The 19,477-nt window shown below is 41.8% G+C and carries 19 protein-coding genes; 12 read left to right on the top strand and 7 right to left on the bottom strand.

Annotation, left to right across the window (positions count from 1 at the left end; translation table 11 throughout):
• Positions 1-40: 40 nt before the first annotated feature.
• The 3 genes from FTU44_RS06600 to gmk all read right to left on the bottom strand — a co-directional run bounded on the left by FTU44_RS06600 (position 41) and on the right by gmk (position 3,342).
• Positions 41-2,146, bottom strand: coding sequence for a bifunctional (p)ppGpp synthetase/guanosine-3',5'-bis(diphosphate) 3'-pyrophosphohydrolase (locus FTU44_RS06600; protein ID WP_180049912.1), 2,106 nt, complete (start codon positions 2,144-2,146; stop codon positions 41-43).
• 214 nt (positions 2,147-2,360) lie between these two features.
• The gene (rpoZ, locus tag FTU44_RS06595) at positions 2,361-2,642 is read right to left on the bottom strand and encodes a DNA-directed RNA polymerase subunit omega (RefSeq protein WP_004650579.1); all 282 of its coding nucleotides are present in this window, start codon (positions 2,640-2,642) and stop codon (positions 2,361-2,363) included.
• Positions 2,643-2,718: 76 nt separating this feature from the next.
• Positions 2,719-3,342, bottom strand: coding sequence for a guanylate kinase (gene gmk, locus FTU44_RS06590; protein ID WP_180049910.1), 624 nt, complete (start codon positions 3,340-3,342; stop codon positions 2,719-2,721).
• Between the two features lie 134 nt (positions 3,343-3,476).
• Between gmk and ispH the strand changes: the two genes are divergently transcribed.
• The 12 genes from ispH to rplS all read left to right on the top strand — a co-directional run bounded on the left by ispH (position 3,477) and on the right by rplS (position 14,733).
• Positions 3,477-4,427, top strand: coding sequence for a 4-hydroxy-3-methylbut-2-enyl diphosphate reductase (ispH, locus tag FTU44_RS06585; protein ID WP_180049908.1), 951 nt, complete (start codon positions 3,477-3,479; stop codon positions 4,425-4,427).
• A gap of 163 nt (positions 4,428-4,590) precedes the next feature.
• The gene (locus tag FTU44_RS06580) at positions 4,591-5,013 is read left to right on the top strand and encodes a Tfp pilus assembly protein FimT/FimU (protein ID WP_180049906.1); all 423 of its coding nucleotides are present in this window, start codon (positions 4,591-4,593) and stop codon (positions 5,011-5,013) included.
• A 17-nt stretch (positions 5,014-5,030) separates the two neighbouring features.
• Positions 5,031-5,519 carry a type IV pilus modification protein PilV gene (gene pilV / locus FTU44_RS06575; RefSeq protein WP_180049904.1) on the top strand — a complete coding sequence of 163 codons (489 nt, stop codon included), beginning with the start codon at positions 5,031-5,033 and terminating at the stop codon, positions 5,517-5,519.
• Between the two features lie 25 nt (positions 5,520-5,544).
• On the top strand, positions 5,545-6,504 hold the full coding sequence (locus FTU44_RS06570; protein WP_373686007.1) for a PilW family protein: 960 nt from the start codon (positions 5,545-5,547) through the stop codon (positions 6,502-6,504).
• Positions 6,504-7,190, top strand: coding sequence for a pilus assembly protein PilX (locus FTU44_RS06565; protein WP_180049901.1), 687 nt, complete (start codon positions 6,504-6,506; stop codon positions 7,188-7,190). Before FTU44_RS06570 ends, FTU44_RS06565 begins: the two co-directional genes overlap by 1 nt.
• Positions 7,191-7,207: 17 nt before the next feature.
• Positions 7,208-11,335 (top strand): pilus assembly protein PilC, encoded by a 4,128-nt coding sequence (locus FTU44_RS06560; protein WP_180049899.1) that lies wholly within the window; start codon positions 7,208-7,210, stop codon positions 11,333-11,335.
• A 10-nt stretch (positions 11,336-11,345) separates the two neighbouring features.
• On the top strand, positions 11,346-12,029 hold the full coding sequence (locus tag FTU44_RS06555; protein ID WP_180049897.1) for a prepilin-type N-terminal cleavage/methylation domain-containing protein: 684 nt from the start codon (positions 11,346-11,348) through the stop codon (positions 12,027-12,029).
• Positions 12,029-12,439 carry a type IV pilin protein gene (locus FTU44_RS06550; protein ID WP_180049895.1) on the top strand — a complete coding sequence of 137 codons (411 nt, stop codon included), beginning with the start codon at positions 12,029-12,031 and terminating at the stop codon, positions 12,437-12,439. Before FTU44_RS06555 ends, FTU44_RS06550 begins: the two co-directional genes overlap by 1 nt.
• A gap of 143 nt (positions 12,440-12,582) precedes the next feature.
• On the top strand, positions 12,583-12,840 hold the full coding sequence (rpsP, locus tag FTU44_RS06545) for a 30S ribosomal protein S16 (RefSeq protein WP_005094274.1): 258 nt from the start codon (positions 12,583-12,585) through the stop codon (positions 12,838-12,840).
• An 18-nt stretch (positions 12,841-12,858) separates the two neighbouring features.
• A complete protein-coding gene (gene rimM / locus FTU44_RS06540) occupies positions 12,859-13,407 on the top strand; it encodes a ribosome maturation factor RimM (RefSeq protein ID WP_074383613.1) in 549 nt (182 codons plus the stop codon).
• A 27-nt stretch (positions 13,408-13,434) separates the two neighbouring features.
• Entirely contained in the window at positions 13,435-14,169 is a 735-nt protein-coding gene (trmD, locus tag FTU44_RS06535; protein ID WP_004644986.1) for a tRNA (guanosine(37)-N1)-methyltransferase TrmD, read from the top strand.
• Positions 14,170-14,355: 186 nt separating this feature from the next.
• The gene (gene rplS, locus FTU44_RS06530) at positions 14,356-14,733 is read left to right on the top strand and encodes a 50S ribosomal protein L19 (protein WP_005094271.1); all 378 of its coding nucleotides are present in this window, start codon (positions 14,356-14,358) and stop codon (positions 14,731-14,733) included.
• 83 nt (positions 14,734-14,816) lie between these two features.
• On the opposite strand, the gene FTU44_RS06525 is transcribed toward rplS, so the two are convergent.
• The 4 genes from FTU44_RS06525 to FTU44_RS06510 all read right to left on the bottom strand — a co-directional run bounded on the left by FTU44_RS06525 (position 14,817) and on the right by FTU44_RS06510 (position 19,400).
• A complete protein-coding gene (locus tag FTU44_RS06525) occupies positions 14,817-15,785 on the bottom strand; it encodes a triacylglycerol lipase (protein ID WP_074383612.1) in 969 nt (322 codons plus the stop codon).
• A 135-nt stretch (positions 15,786-15,920) separates the two neighbouring features.
• Entirely contained in the window at positions 15,921-16,892 is a 972-nt protein-coding gene (locus FTU44_RS06520) for a triacylglycerol lipase (protein ID WP_180049893.1), read from the bottom strand.
• Between the two features lie 81 nt (positions 16,893-16,973).
• Positions 16,974-17,984, bottom strand: coding sequence for a triacylglycerol lipase (locus FTU44_RS06515; RefSeq protein ID WP_005094261.1), 1,011 nt, complete (start codon positions 17,982-17,984; stop codon positions 16,974-16,976).
• A 387-nt stretch (positions 17,985-18,371) separates the two neighbouring features.
• Positions 18,372-19,400 (bottom strand): lipase secretion chaperone, encoded by a 1,029-nt coding sequence (locus FTU44_RS06510; RefSeq protein ID WP_180049891.1) that lies wholly within the window; start codon positions 19,398-19,400, stop codon positions 18,372-18,374.
• Positions 19,401-19,477 lie beyond the last annotated feature (77 nt).

Below are 19,477 nucleotides of genomic sequence, written 5' to 3'. Positions count from 1 at the left end.
CGATCAATCCAGCCGACAACAGCATTATCGTTTTAAATGATTAACTCGCTTTAGATGCTTCGCTCAGAATGACGGGCCGGGTCAGACGGGTAATTCTTGGAAAACCGAAATACATACGCAGGTCCCGGATGATCTGGGCAATCTGTTTGCGGTTATGCACCACGATATTGACATAGGTCTGCTCATCCTGGGTGCGCACCATCTCTACCCCTGAATGTGCTTTACGACATTGATAAATCAGGTCAGAAATCTGCTCATCATCCATGGCCAGATCAATGCTGAGATAGGCGCTAAAGCTGATATCGTCCAGATCATCGGCAGTCCACTGCAAGGGCATGATATTTTCAGGGTGCTGATGCTGTTCGTGTAGCAGGTTATGACAGCGTGAACGGTGCACAATCAGGCCACGACGAGTCAAATGACCCTGAATCGGATCGCCCAGCACCGGATTACAGCAATGCGCATATTTGACATCCACACCTTCAGTGCCCTGAATCAGGCGCCCTGAGCTGGCAATGTTTTGATGCTGGTCTTGGGCGAATAAATGATTGGCCACCAGTTGCGGCAATAAGTCACCGACTGCAATCTGCTCAAACAGCTGCTCTTGAGTGGCAATATGGCGCCATTCCAGCAGGTTTTTCCAGTCCGCTTCGGTCAGATCCCGGATCGAACGATGAAACAGTTTTAGGGCACGATTCAGTGCCTGTTGACCCACCAGACGTTGTTCGTCCAGATCCTGATCGCGCAAGATATTCTGAATGGCTCGGCGGGCTTTCTGGGTGTTAATAAAACTGAGCCAGTCTGGGTTGGGGGTTGCAAGGACATCAGTAATGATTTCGACCACCTGGCCGCTGACTAGCGGGGTCGAGAGCGGTTTGGTCTCATTGTTAATTTTCGCCCCGATGGCATGGTTACCCAGGAACAGGCTGGCCGCATAAGCAAAATCAACCGCTGTTGCACCTTGTGGCAATTCGTGTAAATGCCCATGCGGGGTATACACCCAGATTTTTTCCTGATGCAGATAATCCAGTAATTCACTAAAGGTGGTTTTGGCACATTCACCATCGACCAACACGTTTAGATTTTGCATCGAGGCCTGAATTGCAGAACGACAGGCTTGCGGGGCATTTTCACCCAGTACCACACCAAAACGTGCGGCTTTACGCATCAGTTCGGTTTGAATGGTGAGCGACAAGGTGGTCTTTTCACCTTTTAAACGCATCATCAAGGACTGGTTGCCACCGGGTAATGGACGGCGAATATGATCTTCATAGCTTTGAATTTTAAAGCTCTGAGTCAGAATTTCTGCCAGACGGTCACAATCTGCAATGCTTTGTAAAATAATTTCAAAGGCATGGCTATGGGTCAGCTCTTGCAGGTCAATATCATTTTTAACAAAATGGCGTAACAGCTCAATATTGTTATTTTTCTTTTTGATTCGACCTTCAATTCTATAGTCTTCTAAGAGATCATTCAGCTTTTGTTCCCAGATCGCCTGATATTCACAACGTTTTGGCTTGGTTTCTAATAGCGCTGCCTGAACGTTGTTGTACATGTCCAGATCAAGATTCTGATAACACAAATGTTCCAGATTGTCGGCCATTTCATTCATGCCGACAATACGTGCCATCGGCACAAAAATTTCAAAGGTTTCACGGGCAATACGCGCGCGTTTGTCCGGGCGCAGCGCTTCCAAAGTGGTCATGTTGTGATAGCGGTCGGCCAGTTTCACAATAATGACACGTGGATCCTGTAAGGTGGCTTGCAGGATTTTTCGGAATGACGCGGCTTTATTATATTCTTTATCGCTGGAATGACTCAGTTTGGTCACGCCATCGACCAGCTCGGCCACGGTAAAACCAAAAGTCTCGCTGATATCATCTTTATTGAAGTCGGTATCTTCAATCACATCATGCAGCAGTGCGGCCATCAACGTTTCAGTGTCCAGACGCATATGCGCCAAGATACAGCTCACCGCAATCGGATGTAAAATATAGGGTTCGCCACTTTTACGCACAATACCGTCATGCGCGATATCTGCATAATCACAGGCCGCAAGCACACGTTCGACATCACGTTCATTTAAATACGCGTCGATCATCATCTCTAACTGTTGCTTGGCTTGACTGACCTGTGGGCCTGGCATAAAACACCTTTAAAACTGAGTTTCTTACAAATAAAACCATGAAAGCTTTGATTAAATATGAATTGTAGCGCTTGCCAAATTTTTACTTTAACAAATAGAAAGCGGATTCAAGTTCGATAGCTAACCCTTATGTTATAACCGTTCTGGCATAAATATAAAAGTCACATAACAAAAAAAGCCTAGTTTAAAACTAGGCTTTTTCAGTGACGATCTCTTATTGGAAAGAAAAACCGTCTAAGTTTAGATTATTTGCAGAAAGTGCAAGGTCCAGACTTGATGTTTGATAGTCCTGATCACGTTGTTTCAAAATATCTTTAGATACATGACCTGCAGCGATTTCACGTAAAGCAACAACAGTCGGTTTGTCATTGTCCCATTCTACAGTTGGTTCAATACCTTGACGTGCCAATTGACGCGCGCGCTTGCTTGCCACTAGTACAAGCTCAAAGCGGTTGTCTACATGGTCTAAACAATCTTCAACGGTGACGCGTGCCATAAGAATTCTCGTTTGAATAATAAATTTTAACAGACTGCACAGTATAAAAGGCTTTGCCTATAGACTCAAGTTTTAATCACTGTTCAATGGGTGTGATCAGTTGCTGAATCAGTTTTTCATGACGGTTGGCTTGCTGCGACAAGGTCAGACGATTGGCGATAATGACCGCTTCGAGATCATGCAGTGCCTTGTTAAAGTCATCATTGATAATAATATAGTCAAAGTTGCTATATTGCTGCATATCTTCCACTGCACAGCTCAGACGATGTTCAATCACATCAACTGTGTCGGTACCCCGGTTAGACAGACGTTCACGCAGGTCAAACTGACTTGGTGGCAAGATAAAAATTTGTTGAGATTCAGGAAAAAGTCGACGGACTTGTTGTGCACCTTGCCAGTCAATTTCCAGCAGCACATCATGGCCTTTGGCCAATTGTTCTTTAACAGTCGCCTGCGCGGTACCGTAGTAATTACCGAATACTTCTGCGTATTCAATAAAACCACCTTCATTGACCAGATTTAAAAAATCGTCTTTCTGGGAGAAATGATAGTGTACGCCATCGAGTTCGCCAGGTCGTTGACCGCGTGTGGTATGGGACACAGAAACGTGAAGGTTATTGACACGCTCAAGTAGGGCTTTAACAAGGGATGTTTTGCCTGTTCCAGACGCTGCAGAAACGACAAACAAGAGACCCGACATGATATTTTTCCTGATATGATAAAATATCTTCTCTATTTTAGAGTAGACCGGCTTTAAACTAAATAGTTACCAGTCGATTGTTTTACATTTATTTCAATTGAACCGCTAAAAATGGTGTGAGTATTGAGGATTCTATGGAAATTGTTTTAGCCAACCCACGTGGTTTTTGTGCTGGTGTAGATCGTGCCATTGCGATCGTGAACCGTGCCCTAGAATGCTTTAATCCGCCGATTTATGTACGGCATGAAGTGGTACATAACAAATTTGTAGTCGATGACTTACGCCAACGCGGTGCAATTTTTGTCGATGAACTGGATGAAGTTCCTGATGACAATATCGTCATTTTTAGTGCACATGGTGTGTCTAAAGCGGTTCAAGAAGAAGCAGAGCGCCGTGGTTTAAAGGTTTTTGATGCGACATGCCCCTTAGTGACCAAGGTGCATATTGAAGTGACCAAGTATGCCCGTGAAGGCATTGAAGCGATTCTGATTGGTCATGAAGGACATCCGGAAGTTGAAGGCACCATGGGGCAATATGACCGAAATAATGGCGGAAATATTTATTTAGTTGAAGATGAAGAAGATGTTGCTGCCTTAACTGTGCATCATCCTGAAAAAGTGGCTTTTGTCACGCAAACGACCTTATCGATTGATGATACGGCGAAAGTGATTGATGCTTTACGCCAAAAATTCCCGCTGATTCAAGGGCCGCGTAAAGATGATATTTGCTATGCCACCCAAAACCGCCAGGATGCAGTACGAGATCTAGCCGAGCGTTGTGATGTGGTACTTGTCGTGGGTTCGCCAAATTCATCAAACTCCAACCGTCTGCGTGAGTTGGCAGAACGTATGGGTAAAGCAGCTTATCTGGTTGATAATGCCGATGAACTCAAACAGGAATGGTTTGAAGAAAATGCCCAGATTGGAGTAACCGCCGGAGCCTCTGCACCAGAAATTCTGATTAAACAAGTCATTCAGCGTTTACAGGATTGGGGTGCCCAAGCACCTAAAGAGCTGGATGGTCGTGAAGAGAATATTACATTTAGTTTACCCAAAGAGTTACGTATTCCGGTAACTCAGGCCTAAAGTGTTAAGTACTTAACATTCTGAATTTTTTAGGAATTGACAGATAATTGCTTTTTGGCAATTATCTGTTTTTTTATGCCTTTTATCCTTATTTGTGTTTGTTTTGTAATTTAATTAGATATTATTTTTAATAGGGTAAAGTTTGGCGCGCCTTGGGGGGAGTATGCAGAAAAATAAAGGATTTACGTTAATTGAATTGATGGTGACGATTGCGGTGTTGGCGATTATTGCAGGAATGGCTGCGCCTTCGTTTATTAAATTAGTTCGAAATTATCAATTAACCACAGATACTCGTGATTTTATTGATCTGTTGGCTGAAACTCGTTCAGAAGCGATTTTTAAGCAGAAACCACAAATTTTAGCTGTAAATACAACGGTTGCAGATTCATATAAAACTTGGGTGCCGTCTCATATTCAAAAAGATAGTGGTGATACGTCTATAACATTTAAACGCTTAGGTCAGACAGATAATGCAGAGTGCTTTATTTTTTCACATAAAAGTGATTCAACATTAAAGGCTTATGTTTATGTACAAAAAGGTGGAACAGTCGTGTACAACAAATCTTTAACCAGTTGCCCAACCTGAAATTAGGGAAAAATATAATGATAAATTCTCAAAAAGGTGTTGGTCTGATAGAGGTGTTGGTCGCTCTCATACTGCTTAGTATTGCAGTATTAGGCTTTGTTGCATTACAAATTCGAGCTGTTACAGCAACGACTGAAGCCAGTATGAATGTTCAAGCGACTAATATTGCACGTGATTTGGCCGAAAGAATGCGTATGAATCGGGAAGGCTTACTTGATTATAAAAGTGATGAGAGTGCGGCAACGAAGTGTGCTGCAGAATTTTGTACACCTAAAGAAATGGCTCAATACGACTATGCGCAAGTAAGTAAACACGCTACCGATTTAGGTATGAATATGAATGTTTTAAATTGCCAAGGCTCAACATTAGTTCGTAAATGTGTATATGTTGCATGGGGCGGTACTACAGCAACAAATGGTACGGCAGCAACAGACTGTACAAACGGTGCAGCATATATCCCAAATGCACAATGTATCATTATGGAGGTCTATAACTATGGAAGCTAATAGACATACGACTTCTTATCACTCGATCAACGGTAATCGAGTCAATGCTGGCTTCACCTTAATCGAGCTTATGATTGCATTAGCATTGGGTTTAATCATCGTTGCTGCAGGTTTGGCTATCTTTTTTAGCAGCTCAAGATCCTTAAATTTACAAAATAGCATGGGCGAATTACAACAAAATGCGAATTTTGGCTTATCTGTAGTTACGCATGATATTCGTCATGCAAACCTAAATACATTGTCTTCTCAGCGAGTAAACAATATCACTAATGGTTCAGGTGTCATTTTTACTAAAGAAAATCTTCCAACCACTTTAGCTGCTTTTAGTGATATGGAAAGTAAATACGCGACTGCACAAGATAAAGATGCTGATAACACTTCGGGGAATAGTGATCAATTTACAATGCAATATGTTCCTGCGGAAGAAACAATTACTGATTGCGAAGGAAATAACATTGATGATGCTTCATCAAAAATTATTATACAACGCTATTTTGTTGCTGAAGCACCACAACAAGTTGCAGGTGAGCCAACGTCTTATTCTTTGTATTGTGATGCCGGTTCTTATGAATCGACTAGCACAACGATAGACGGTTTGGGTGTGAATGCACAACAAATTATGCAACGAGTAGATGCATTTAAAATACGTTTAGGTGTTAAGAATCCAGCTGGAAACTTAAGATATATGACGATTAGTGATTATAAAGATGAGATGGATGGTATTTTAGATGCCGAGCCTTGTGAGGCTGATAAATATGCGACGTCTTGTACAAATACTTATTTAAATGTGGTTTCAATTGATGTTGGCGTATTATCTCGTTCGACTGGCACAATTGGGGCAGATGCAAGTCTAAATACAAAAAAGACATTTGAAGTGGCAGGACAGAATGTAACTTTAAAAGGTGATGAGGCATTAAACAAAAAATATCTTCGCCAAGCTGTAAATCAAGTCGTTGCTATTCGTAATACATTGGGGGCATCGTAATGAATCAACAAAAAGGTGCGACATTAATTACAGTATTAATTATTTTAGTCATTATTACTTTAATAGGAACAATTGCGGTGAAATCGGGTATTTTGGGGCTTAAAATTGCTACGAATAGCCAGGTTAATTCGCTACTTATGGGGAATTCTGACTCAGCATTATTTAATATTGAAAACCCAAATCAAATTGCAAGACAAATGGCATTAGATGGCATGTTTGCTTATTTCAACTCTGCGGCAAATGCAAAAGATGAATTGGTTTTTTGCTATAGAGCTAGTGAAAGTAGTTTTTTTAAGTTGTCAAAAGCAAGTGCAATTTCTGCAGATGGTTCAACGACTAAGCAAGGTGTTAGTGGATTTTGTAAAGCAAATCAGTTTTCAATGGGACGTTCGGCTGTTATTTCCCAAATTTATTTAACTAAAAATACAACGACCGAAGCGCCGTTTAGTAGTGTTCCTAAGGGTACCAGTGTTGGTCAAAGCCCAGTTCCATCAAGCACCAATAATATTGGTGCGACAGTAATTTCTATATTACCAAGTTTTTCTGCTGCATCTAAAGCTGATATTGAAACTTGCTTTAAAAAGAAAAGTTCAGAAGTAGCAGCATGTTTTGATGGTTTAAATATTCCATACAATATGCAACATTCTGATTATGTCGTTGGCGGTCAGCCGAAATTGGTATCGTAAGGAAAGAGGGTTTAGTGATGAAAAAGTTATATCAAAAAAATATACTTTCGGCTTCGGTATCAATGGTGATGACATTGGTGTTATGTCAAAGTGCCGCAACTCAAGCGAGTGATATTGATATTTATAGCAGCACAACTGGTGGTAAAACTTCTATTTTATTAATGTTGGATACATCGGGCAGTATGGGTATAAGTTCTCTAGTATTGCCCAAAAATAATAGCTATGGTAGTCCAGGTGATGTGGATAGCCCGTTGTGTGCGCAAGTTGATGTAAAAGAATTTAAAAATGATTATAAGGACTCCACGGCGGTCAATTTTAAGGAGTGGGCCTATAATTTAAGGGATACTGCAACTAATAGAACATCAATCCAAAAATCAGTGACAATTGGTACAACTACCATAACTTACTACGTTCGCGGATGTACTAGTGGCGGTGTAACTCAATACGATCGACTATCTCGCCTCAAGGATGCAATTTTACCACTGTTGGCAGAAAGTCCAACAACAGGATTGTCTGATAGTGTAGTTATGGGGCTAGGCCAGTTTTCATCTAGAACAGAGTTGACTATTGGTAATGTACCTACAAAATTAGTCGATGGTCATTCCGGTCGGATTGTTGTGCCAAATGCTCCGTTGACAACAGCGCAGCGTATAAAAATAGCTCAAGCTTTAGCAGCAATTAAATCCATTGATACATCAACAAATGAAGATGGAACTCCAAATAGTAATTTAAAAATATCCAGTCAAACCTATCCAGATATAATTAAGGCAGCCAGCGGTACGCCAACAGCACACGCTTATGCAGAAGCTGCTGCCTATATGATGGGGACAAATACAGGTGTTGCTACAACATCAACAAAAGTTAGCTATATTTATGATGGCTATATGTTGAAGCAAAAAGGCTCGGAACAGGTTTATTTCCTTTGTGCGACTTCTGGGGGAGGGACAACCACAGCATTAGGTGCAACTGTGAAACAGTGTCCAAGTGACTGGCCTGAATGGAATAATAATGATAAGACAGTTCAAGGTACAACTATTTATAAGCCTTATGATGGTACATGTACGAGGGCAAATGCTCCCAACCAGAACTGGTGTACTGTTAACTTTAATAATTTTAGAACCGCAGTTGGTGGAGGAATGTCATCGTTATGGGATGCGTATAAAAAACTTCCTGTTGGTTGGCGTTTTGATGGTTGGGTGAAAGTACCTACAGAACCAATGGATATTGAACCAGTTGTTGGTACTGTTTGGGGGTATCCAGATAGTATCAATGGTTTGGTATCGTATCGTACTAATCCTTTTTCACTAGATGGAACTAGTGATAATAATGTTGGTGGTTTTGCATATTCAGTGCCTGAATCGAAAAATAGCAGTAATTATATTGCTGGCGGTTCAACGAATAGTTGTGATGGGAATGGGATTTATTTCTTAACAGATGGTGCACCAAACTCGACGAAAGATGACATGGCGCGAACAATTTTAAATCGATCATTAACTGATACTTATAAATTTTCGGTAAAGCCATCTGGTACAGGCGTTTTAGTTTCACCGACGTTAAAGTCTGATTTATTTGCTGGTGAAACTGGTGGTTGGGAATATATTGGTGAATATGCCAAAAAAATGCGTAATAGAACTGCAACATCAAATACGCAAAAGAACCCTGCTGATATGAATATTAAAACTGCAGTTGTTGGTTTTGGTGCTTCATTTGCTGGTTTAACTAAGAATGCAGATGGCACATATAATTGTGCAAGTGCGCCAAATGAAGATGCTAAAAATGCCTGCTTATGGGGTAGTTCAGCTTATGGTGATGGTGGATTTTATTATGCTGAAAACTCAGCCGATATTAAAAATAGTATTAAAAAATTCGTTACGAATGTAACACCTGATTTTGAACCCATTGCAACAGGTTCACCTACATTACCTCAAGATGCTTTAAATCCATTAACGATTCAACCTTATGGTTATTATGCGTCTTTTACACCAAAGCCTCAGGCGCAATATCGTTTGTGGATGGGTAATCTTAATAAATACAATGTCTATAATGGTGAACTGTATAATAGTTCCAACACTATTAAATTGATTAAAGACGATGGTTCACTTAACTCAAATGCCAATGGTCTTTGGAGTGGTGGTGTGCTTGGTCAATTGGCTTTAGGTACTGCACTTAATTCTGATAATGAAACTTATGTTCGACGCACTATTTTTACAAATAGGACAATTAGTTCGACGACGCCATATACTGCAACTGAAACAAATTCTTTAAAAGAATTAAATGTAAATGCATTGTTTGGAACAGGTGCGAATGCTTCTTTTGTTAATGATCCACAAAAAAATTATTGGTTGAACTTGTTGGGTTATAACGTTGCTGCTGATGCAACGGGAATTACCTTAAATAGTTTGTCTTCTGCTACTGAACTTCGTCAGCTTGGTACAGTAATGCACTCAACACCAATTTTACTCACCCAGCGTGGTGCTATTAAGGTTGATGTTGCGACGGGCGCACTAGATACGACAGATCGGGATGATTATTTACTCTTTGGTAGTTCCCAAGGTCTTTTACATGTTGTAGATGTTAAAACAGGTAAAGAAAAATTCGCATTCGCTCCTCATGAAATGATGGAAAGACAGCCAGAAGCATTTTTAGCTGAAAATTCGACTACGGGTGGATCTGCTAATTTGTTTTATGGGATTGATGCACCATGGTCTGCGTATACGCAATATGTTTCTAAAGAGGATGGTTCATTAACAGTACAAGCGTCTGATAAAACAAGTGATGGTGGTACAAACACAGATTTAGCACTCAAAGGCTTACAGTGGGTATATGGTGGTCTGCGCATGGGCGGAAACAGTTACTATGCATTGGACCTTACTGACCTCGATAAGCCAAGCTTGAAATTCCATATAGATCCAAAATTAACTGACTCAAAAATTTATAAATCTGGTACTACAGTGTCTGTAGAAGCGCTAGATTACATGGGGCAAAGTTGGTCTAAACCGACGCTGGCTTATGTAAACTTTGGGAGTGAAAAACGTCCAGTGATGTTTGTAGGTGGTGGTTATGATGCAGGTTATGAAGCTGCTGATTACAATCAAGCTACAACCAAAGGTGGTGGTGCTGGCGTTTATATGTTTGATGCGGATACGGGTGATTTACTGTGGTGGACAAGCGCAAATGCTACAAAAGCCTTAGGCGCTCAAGCATTCACCGATGCGAGCGACGCAAATATCAATATGAAATACAGTGTTGTGAGTCAGATTAACGCAGTCGATCGCGATAATGATGGTTTAGTGGATAATCTTTATTTTGGCGATTTAGCAGGGCAAGGCTTCCGTGTTGATTTAAATAATCTTGCAACGGGTACAGATGAAAATGCTAAAAAAGCTAACTTTGCTAAACGTGTTGTTCGCTTATTTGATGAGCATGTAACGGGTGGTGCAAGCCCACGTTTCTATGAAATGCCAAGTGTATCGATTCATGAAAGTAACGATGGTTATATCGCTGCAGTTGCATTTAGCTCAGGGAATAGAAGTAAGCCTTTAGTCGGTGCTACAGGAACAAACCATAATGGGTCTACAGTTAGTGCAGATGATGGTGTATTTGTTGTTTATGACAAAGATGTTGCTAAACCAGCACTATATGATGAATTGACACTTGTAACGAATAATATAGCCTTAGAATCGTTAAATGATGTAATGGATGATGGTGTTTCTGTCGCCGATAACGATGGCTGGAAATATACTTATTCTGACAAGGCAGGTGTGTATAAAGGCATGAATGAACTTTATGCACTGGATAGCATGCTCTATGTAAACGTATTCCATCGCGATGGTACGGGTATTGGTGGTAATTGTGGTGCTGGTGTTAAAGGTGATTCCTATGTGTATCAGTTCTGCTTACCAACAGGAAAATGTCCGTTTGCAACAACAACATCAGGTGAACCTAATAAAGTTAAAATAGGTGCTGGTATTTTAGGTTCTGGCCTTGGATTAGGTCATAACAATAATAAAGATAATACTGGCTTGGTAGTGCCACGTCCGGGTAGTGTGGATTGTAAAGTTACTGCAAATAAAAACTTGCCTGAATGTCAATTGTTTAGTACGACCGCAAATTTAAGACAATTGCGTTGGTATGAAACACGCTAGGAGTAAAGAGATGAACTTTTTTTCTAGTTTAATACGAACGCATAATACACAGCTGACTGTTTCTGCTACAGCTTTGCAATTAAATTCGGTAGCGCAATTAAAAAAGGCAAAAGGTTTTACATTAATTGAGTTGATGATCGTGGTTGTTGTTGTTGCAATTTTGGCAGCAATCGCGATCCCAAGTTACAGTCAATATATTGAACGTAAAGATCTTGCCATCGCTCGTCAAGAAGCCTTACGGTTGGCAGGAGAGCTTGAGCGTTTTAAATCTAAAAATTTTAGTTATAAGGGTTTTGATGCAACGTATTTATATGGTTATCAAGGTACTGATTCCGATGGGAATTCTACCAGTGAAAGCTATTATGACAAAGCGACAGGAAAATTGTCATTGCCTTTAGGTGCGAGTGGCTCAGATGTTAAATATATCATTACCTTAGTTGATGGTGGTACTCGTCATAAACCTTTGACAATTGAAAAAAATAGTGAAGGTGCAGAAACAACTGATTCTGAGAGCGTTAATGGATTGAGTTGGGCTATTTCTGTGGAACGCGTTAAAGACGGCACGGAGCCTAAACAGCCACGTAATTATGATTTGCTTTTAACTAATGCAGGCCTTCGCTGTATGACAAAAGTAAAAAATGTTGTGAGCACATTCGTAAGCTGTGGTGATGATGATAATAGTGAGTCATGGTAATGAAGAGCTTGAAAGGATTTACATTAATTGAGCTGATGATTGTTGTAGTTATTATTGCAATTCTTGCGGCAATTACTTATCCCTCATATCAAAACTATGTACAGAGAACTAAACGTGCTGATGCACAAGCAGAAATGATGCAAATTGCACAAAAAATGCAGAGCTATTATGTTATCAACCATAATTATTCATCAGCTACGATAGATGGTTCAAATACTACAGTAGATTTCCCAAGCAATGATGCACTGTACTCTATCGATTTAGATGCAGGGGACCAAACTTGGACACTCACCGCTGCTCCTAAAAGTACTGGCGCAATGAAAAGTACAGGAAGTTTAACTATAGACAGCACAGGTAAACAATGTTGGGAAAAAACATCGGGTGCATGTGAACCATGGGACGGCAAATAATCCAAATTCAAAACTGTGGATAAACAAAAAATGATCTTTCATTCAGGGCAAATATCACGTAAAATACTGCCCTCTATGAAAGGGGTTTGAGCTGTATCGATGGTCGGTACAAGGATAATCCGTAAAAACTATAAGGTTCTATCATGGTTGTTATTCGTCTTACTCGCGGTGGTGCTAAAAAACGTCCGTTCTATCAAATCGTTGTAACTGATAGCCGTAATGCACGTGACGGTCGTTTCATCGAACGTATCGGTTTCTTCAACCCGACAGCTCAAGGTAAAGCAGAAAAACTTCGTTTAGATGCTGACCGTTTTGCTCATTGGGTTTCTCAAGGTGCTCAACCTTCAGATCGCGTTGCTTCTTTAGCTGCTCAAGCTAAAAAAGCTGCAACTGCTGTTTAATATGGTAGTAGATTGCCCATGACACCAACACAGAATGTTCCCGAAGATCGTATTCAGATTGGACAGCTACGTTCAGCATATGGATTAAATGGGTGGCTCTGGGTCTATTCCAATACAGAACCCATGAGCAACATATTTGACTATCTGCCTTGGTACATTGAGACCAAAGCAGGTTGGCAAATTGTCGATGTAAAACGTTGGAAACCACATGGTAAAGGCCTGGTTGTTTCGCTTAAAGGTGTGAGTGATCGCACTGGGGCAGACCAACTGGTTGGCACCAATGTCTGGATTGCTAAATCGCAACTGCCTCAAGCGGGTGTAGATGAATATTATTGGTCTGATTTAAAGGGTCTAACAGTGTTAGGTCTGAATGATGAGGATCAAGAAATTAATCTCGGTCAAATTTTTGAACTGTTTGAAACAGGTGCCAATGATGTGATGGTGGTTCGCGCAACTGCCGACAGTATCGATGGCGAAGAGCGCATGATTCCATGGCATAAAGATGTGGTACAACGCGTTGATCTTGAAGCTGGTCGTATTTACGTCAATTGGGGCGTAGACTACTAACACTTTTTGGAAATAAGGGAGTCTGCGATGTTTTTTGCAGTCATTACGCTTTTTCCTGAAATGTTTGAAGCGATTACAGCCTACGGTATTAGCGGGCGCGCAGCAAAACGTGATTTGATGCAAATTCATTGCATCAATCCTCGCGATTTTGCGACGGGCAACTACAAACGGGTGGATGAACGTCCATTCGGTGGTGGTCCGGGTATGGTGATGATGGCGGAGCCTTTGGCACAAGCAATCCACCGTGCCAAAGAGCTTGCAAATGAAGCAGGCGCAGTTCAGGTTCCTGTGGTGTATATGTCACCGCAAGGAAAAACCTTAAACGAAACTGCAGTACAAGACTTCGTTCAATATGACGGATTGATTGTACTGTGTGGGCGTTATGAGGGGGTCGATGAACGTTTGATCCAGCAATATGTTGATCAGGAATGGTCAATTGGTGATTATGTTTTGTCGGGTGGTGAACTGCCAGCGATGGTTTTATTAGACAGTATTATCCGGAGGCTTCCGGGGGCGATGTCTGATGAACAATCCCATGTGCAAGACTCCTTTGTGGATGGTCTGTTAGACTGCCCACAATATACCAAGCCTGACCAGTTTGAAGGTTTGGATGTGCCTGAGGTACTTAAATCAGGTCATCATGCAAACATTGAAAAATGGCGGTTTTTGCAGCGTTATCAACGGACACTTGAACGCCGACCTGAACTGGTCGAACAAGTAGAATTGACCAAGCAGCAAAAAAAATGGCTGAAAGATTTGTAAGACATTGCTGAGAAATTGGTGCTGTCTTCGAAAACGGTACTTAAATTGAGTTTAAGTATTCTTTAATAGGCTCTTTAAAGTTGAGATGGTCAACTTTAAAGGGAAAGATAATCGGGTCTATGCGCTTTAGCCTCTAGCCCCCGCGATGATCAGACCTCTTCTGACTCGCATTATTGGAGATACCCCATGAGCGGTAAGCATCCTTTAGTTCAAGTAATTGAAAATGCACAATTGAAACAAGACATCCCTGCTTTCGCACCAGGTGATACAGTGATTGTTTCTGTAAAAGTTAAAGAGGGCGACCGTGAGCGTCTTCAGGCTTTTGAAGGTGTGGTAATTGCGAAGAAAAACCGTGGCTTGAACTCTGCGTTCACAGTACGTAAAATTTCTAGCGGTGTTGGTGTTGAGCGTGTATTCCAAACTCACTCTCCAATCGTAGCTAAAGTTGAAGTGAAACGTCGTGGTGATGTTCGTCGCGCTAAACTTTACTACCTACGCGAATTGTCTGGTAAAGCTGCACGTATCCGTGAAAAATTACCAGCTCGTAAAGTTAAAGCTTCTTAAGTTTAGGCTCAAGTTAAGTTTTATCTCGAGTTAAAAAATGCGCCTTTGGGCGCATTTTTTATATTCTAATATTGATATAAGAACTATAAGCCTTGCAGCTTCAACCGGTTGGCATGTTGGCGATACACATCGACCGGGTCAGGGGCAAAGATGCTTTTCAGGCCCAAGACCATATTGACTTCATCTAAGTGATTCCAGTTGTAGTTATCACGAATGGTTTTACCAAATTTGGCACTACAGCGAGAGACCAGACCATCATTGTCCTTGCCACCATCAATCAGCAGGCTGGTGACTTTCAAAGCAGAGTCAGGATCGAGAATATTGGTCACTGTGCCGGTGCCGGTAAATGAATAGTTATAAATATTATTCTGTTTATAGGCACCTTCGCCACAGGTCGTGCTTGACATTCCCAGCGGATATTTCTGATTAAATTGTGCCGATCCTGCCAGTGTCAGACTGCGACCACCTGCAAGAGAATCATGCGGGAAGCTGTTTGGATCCAGTCCTTGGGCCCAGGTGATGGCTTTAGACACCAGATTAATCCCACCGACCAAAGGGCCTTGTAGTGGCGTATCTTCTGCCTGAAGAATCAGATCTGCAACTGGTGAGCCTTTATGCGGCGCACCGACCGCAGTCAGAGAGGCGACCAGTTGAGGCGCTACACCAGCGACATAACGAATCGTGGGACCACCATGAGAATGACCAATCAGATTGACTTTAGATGCGCCTGTAATCGCCCGAATTTCCTTCACTTGTTCTAAGAGTTGTTCACCACGAATTTCTGATGAGTTAAACGGTGATACTCGGGTCGCCCAGACATTGCCACCATTGCGGGCCAGATCCGGTAAAATCTGATACCAGTAATCCAGACCAAACTGATCTGTTCCGACCCGGATAAAGCCTGCCATCCCGTGTGCAAACACGATGGGATATTGGGTCTTGGCATAGTGTGAGCTGGCTTTCGCTGTGACCTGACTGGCTTGAGTGGATGCCTGAGCCGTGACACATGTGCCAGCCAGCAGCAGACTGGTGATGAATAAGCCGTATTTCATATATTTTCCTCATTTTTGTTGTTTTGACAGGATGATTCTTATCCTGCTTTGCCAAATGACCCATCCGAAACGGGCGAGTTAAGTTTTAAGTTGCTGTATTTAAAAAATTATGATTGATGGATAACAGTAAATGATTTATAAGCCTTGCAGTTTGAGCCGGTTGGCATGTTGGCGATAGAGTGCTATCGGGTCTTGGGCAAAAGGCCCTAAAATGCCGAAGAACTGGTTCACTTCATCGAAATGATTGTGGGCATAGTCTTGACGAATGATCTGACCATAACGTCCACTACATAAAGGTAGAGCGCCATCGTTGGCTTCACCTTTCAAGAAAGTCCCGCCTAAACTGACAATAGTCGATTCAATGATATCCAGAGGATTGGTGGTTTGCCGATTGCCCATCCAAGAGTAATGATGAATGCCATTGGCTGTGATCTTTATGCCTTGGGTCTGACAGTCTTTAGGAATCGCAGCAGAACCGTATTTTATATTGAAGGCTCGAATATCTTCAGGATGCATGGCACTTAAGGCGGCTGTGATATTTATGGGATATTGATTTGCTGTTACCAGATTCATGCTGTAGCCCAGAATTGTTCCAATGGCATGAATCAGCGGTTCTAGTAAAGGTGTCTGGCTGGCATTGACAAAAACAGGTGTGCCTTTCATCGCACCTGCAATTGCGGTCAGTGAAGCCACTTTGGCAGGTGCAACAGCTTCAATATATTGAATGGTTGGTCCACCTTGACTATGTCCAATCAGATTGACTTTAGCTTTACCCGTCAGTGCAAGAACTTCGTCAATTTGTAGTAACAGCTGTTCACCACGTAGTTCATTGGATGCAACCGCAGATAATTCCGCGGAAAATACAGGCGCACCATGACGGGCTAAATCTTGCGGGATCTGATACCAATAATCTAAACCGATGTTATCGGTTCCAATGCGGTTAAAGCCCAGACCGAAGCCATGGACAAAGATGAGCGGATAATGGGTTTTGGCGTAGCTGGATATAGCGAATTTGGGTGTATATTCAATCAATGGACTCTGCTTGGCATAAGCCAAGGAACAACTGAATCCAATAAATAGACTGAATACCAGGCTTATTATTTTCATTATTCTATCTCTGCTTCATCCGGGGAAATGATGACCGCTTATATAGCAAAGCCTTTATCAATCCCGATAAAGGCGAGCAGCTTACAAACCTTGCAGCTTTAAGCGGTTGGCATGCTGACGGTATAAAGTCACCGGATCTGGGGCGAATAGACCTTTCAAGCCAAACATCATGTTGGCCAAGTCAGTATGGTTGAGTTTGTAATTGTCATTAATCACTTTGCCCATATAAGCACTACAACGTGCGACCATACCATCATTGTTTTTATTGCCATAAGACAGTGGGCCCAGTTGCATTAAAATCGTATCGATATCTAAGGCATTGGTGGCTTGTGCCACACCTGTCCATGAATAGTAATAAATACCTTTAGAATCTTTAGGTTTGAGGTTTTTATTACAGTTCTCAGTTGCTGCTAAAACGCCGTCTTTGACTGCTTCTTTTGCAACAGTTGCATTAAAGTTTTTTGATTCTGTTTGGGTTAATGATTTCATTGATGCATCAAAATCGATTTCTAATTCAGGTTTAAGCTGAGCGAGTGCAATTAAAGGTCCCACAATATAGTCACCTAAAATATTAAACGCGGTGCGGCTTAAACTATTGCTTTGAATATCGTCAGCAACTTTAGAACCATGATAGGTACCAGCAACGCCTGTAATCGATGCCAGATATTCTGGTTTAGTGGCAGCGACATAGAGCACGGTTGGCCCGCCATGAGAGTGACCAATCAGGTTGACTTTGTGTTTACCGGTGATTGCTATCACATCTTCAACCTGGCTGATCAGCTGTTCACCGCGATGTGCTGTCTTATTTGCCGGAGACAACTGTGCAGCAAAGACGGTAGAACCATTGCGTGCCATATCCGGTAGAATCTGATACCAGTAATCCAGCCCGATGCTGTCGGTGCCAATGCGTGACCAGCCTAGCCAGCCATGTACCATCAGAATAGGATATTTGGTTTTGGCATAATCAGATCTGGCCTTTTCAGTGACCTGTGTCGCACTTGCCGCGGCATGGGCCTGTGCAGAAAAGCTTAATCCCAGAGTTGTTGCTAAAGTCACAGTCAGTAACTGTGCTGTCTTGCTGAAAGTACGCATAAGCATCCCTTTTTAATTTTATCGTTATTAAAGCAATCATTGCTTTTCTAGAGTGTTATAAGCCACAAAAGCAGACTTTGGACCATACAGTTTTGGCCTTCTATGGCTGAGCAATTTTTCTTTTGAGTAGCGGTATTTTTTCACTTCAACGCGCTAAAACCATGTCATTTTAGGACACGACAGAGAGAAGAGATTTACATTGTAAGAATATGTTTTATTTACGGCTGTATTTAAATTTTAAGTTGTTGAAATACAAAACACTCATTACGGTTATTTTGTGTAAACAAGAAATATTTAGAAACAAAGTTAGGGCGGGAGATATGAAGGCATAAAGCTTTCGATATGAGGATCATAAAAAAAGCCATCAACAGGTGATGGCTTTTAGGCTTAATTCGCAAAGGGCAACTTGCCGCCTTGATCATGAATCTGTTCAAAGGTTTCGACCCGCAGCTGGTCATTCGGCTGTTGAAAACGTTGCTGGCGCAGCTTCTCGACGGCTTGCTGTTTGGCGCTGTCACTCATGCCACTTTGCATGATGCTATCCCGTTCATTGAGATACGTCGTGACACTGGATTTCCAGCTGGCACGTTCGCCATCAAGTTGCTCCAGACGTTGCGTGGCTTCAGGGCCGACCAGGTTTAATCGCATTTGACGAATCTCTACATTTGAGCCACCACGCGCTTTAATGTCTGCGCTGAGTTTGCGTAAATCTTCGAGTTTATTCAGTTGTTCCAGATTTTCCTGCCAGTCTTGTGGTAATTGTTCAAACAGATTTTTGAGCTTCTGGGCTTTTTCAGACTCGCTTAAGCTGTTGTCTGCCAGCACGGCCATACGGTCAAGCGTATATTCATGATAGGTGTCTTCGGTGCCAAATAAGCCTTCAATTTCATAATTGGAAAAATATTGTTTACGCAAATTTTGGGTACTGCTATAGATGCTGCGGTAATAGGCCGGATCTTCCTGATCGAGGCCGGCAGGTGCAGTCAGCTGGCCTAAAGCTTGGCGATACTGAATATAGCGATCCCATAAATCCAGAATTTGTGAAACGGCAGGTTTTCTATGGTTCTGGCGAATATAGGCTTTAAAATCCTGCTGGATTTGCTCCAGATTTTTTTCACCGAACTGGGTAATAAAGTATTCAAAACAGTTTCGGGTCTGTTCATTGACAGTCAGACGGTTACTGGCATCGAGCTGCATCTGGCAATTAATTTCGGTATCTTGCTGGCTGGCACTGGTGAACGCTGCATTAGCAGGGTGATTTAAAGTCAGTGTGCTGGCTGTGGTACGCAGCTCACTGAGCGGTGACGGGCTGACGGTTTCTGCCGGTCTTTCATTCTGGGGAGATAACCAGAGCATCAGGCTGATAAAGCACAATACCACCAAAGCCAGAATGATCCAGATCTTATATTTTTGCATATCCTATGCACCTGTTTTTTTTCGGTTTCATTATTTTTGGAATTTTGATTCAGCTGAATATGCCATAAAAATCATCA

The sequence above is a fragment of the Acinetobacter sp. YH12105 genome, from assembly GCF_013419095.1.
GTDB lineage: Bacteria > Pseudomonadota > Gammaproteobacteria > Pseudomonadales > Moraxellaceae > Acinetobacter > Acinetobacter pseudolwoffii.
Note: the sequence above shows the minus strand (reverse complement) of the source record. Positions and strands in the feature narration are given on the sequence as shown.

Excerpts from the sequence above, each read along its gene's own strand:
- FTU44_RS06560 (WP_180049899.1), top strand. The coding sequence starts at position 7,208 with ATGAAAAAGTTATATCAAAAAAATATACTTTCGGCTTCGGTATCAATG.
- FTU44_RS06525 (WP_074383612.1), bottom strand. The coding sequence starts at position 15,785 with ATGAAATACGGCTTATTCATCACCAGTCTGCTGCTGGCTGGCACATGT.
- pilV (WP_180049904.1), top strand. The coding sequence starts at position 5,031 with ATGATAAATTCTCAAAAAGGTGTTGGTCTGATAGAGGTGTTGGTCGCT.
- ispH (WP_180049908.1), top strand. The coding sequence starts at position 3,477 with ATGGAAATTGTTTTAGCCAACCCACGTGGTTTTTGTGCTGGTGTAGAT.
- FTU44_RS06600 (WP_180049912.1), bottom strand. The coding sequence starts at position 2,146 with ATGCCAGGCCCACAGGTCAGTCAAGCCAAGCAACAGTTAGAGATGATG.
- rpoZ (WP_004650579.1), bottom strand. The coding sequence starts at position 2,642 with ATGGCACGCGTCACCGTTGAAGATTGTTTAGACCATGTAGACAACCGC.
- FTU44_RS06580 (WP_180049906.1), top strand. The coding sequence starts at position 4,591 with ATGCAGAAAAATAAAGGATTTACGTTAATTGAATTGATGGTGACGATT.
- FTU44_RS06510 (WP_180049891.1), bottom strand. The coding sequence starts at position 19,400 with ATGCAAAAATATAAGATCTGGATCATTCTGGCTTTGGTGGTATTGTGC.
- rpsP (WP_005094274.1), top strand. The coding sequence starts at position 12,583 with ATGGTTGTTATTCGTCTTACTCGCGGTGGTGCTAAAAAACGTCCGTTC.
- FTU44_RS06520 (WP_180049893.1), bottom strand. The coding sequence starts at position 16,892 with ATGAAAATAATAAGCCTGGTATTCAGTCTATTTATTGGATTCAGTTGT.
- FTU44_RS06550 (WP_180049895.1), top strand. The coding sequence starts at position 12,029 with ATGAAGAGCTTGAAAGGATTTACATTAATTGAGCTGATGATTGTTGTA.
- gmk (WP_180049910.1), bottom strand. The coding sequence starts at position 3,342 with ATGTCGGGTCTCTTGTTTGTCGTTTCTGCAGCGTCTGGAACAGGCAAA.
- rimM (WP_074383613.1), top strand. The coding sequence starts at position 12,859 with ATGACACCAACACAGAATGTTCCCGAAGATCGTATTCAGATTGGACAG.
- rplS (WP_005094271.1), top strand. The coding sequence starts at position 14,356 with ATGAGCGGTAAGCATCCTTTAGTTCAAGTAATTGAAAATGCACAATTG.
- FTU44_RS06555 (WP_180049897.1), top strand. The coding sequence starts at position 11,346 with ATGAACTTTTTTTCTAGTTTAATACGAACGCATAATACACAGCTGACT.
- trmD (WP_004644986.1), top strand. The coding sequence starts at position 13,435 with ATGTTTTTTGCAGTCATTACGCTTTTTCCTGAAATGTTTGAAGCGATT.
- FTU44_RS06515 (WP_005094261.1), bottom strand. The coding sequence starts at position 17,984 with ATGCGTACTTTCAGCAAGACAGCACAGTTACTGACTGTGACTTTAGCA.
- FTU44_RS06565 (WP_180049901.1), top strand. The coding sequence starts at position 6,504 with ATGAATCAACAAAAAGGTGCGACATTAATTACAGTATTAATTATTTTA.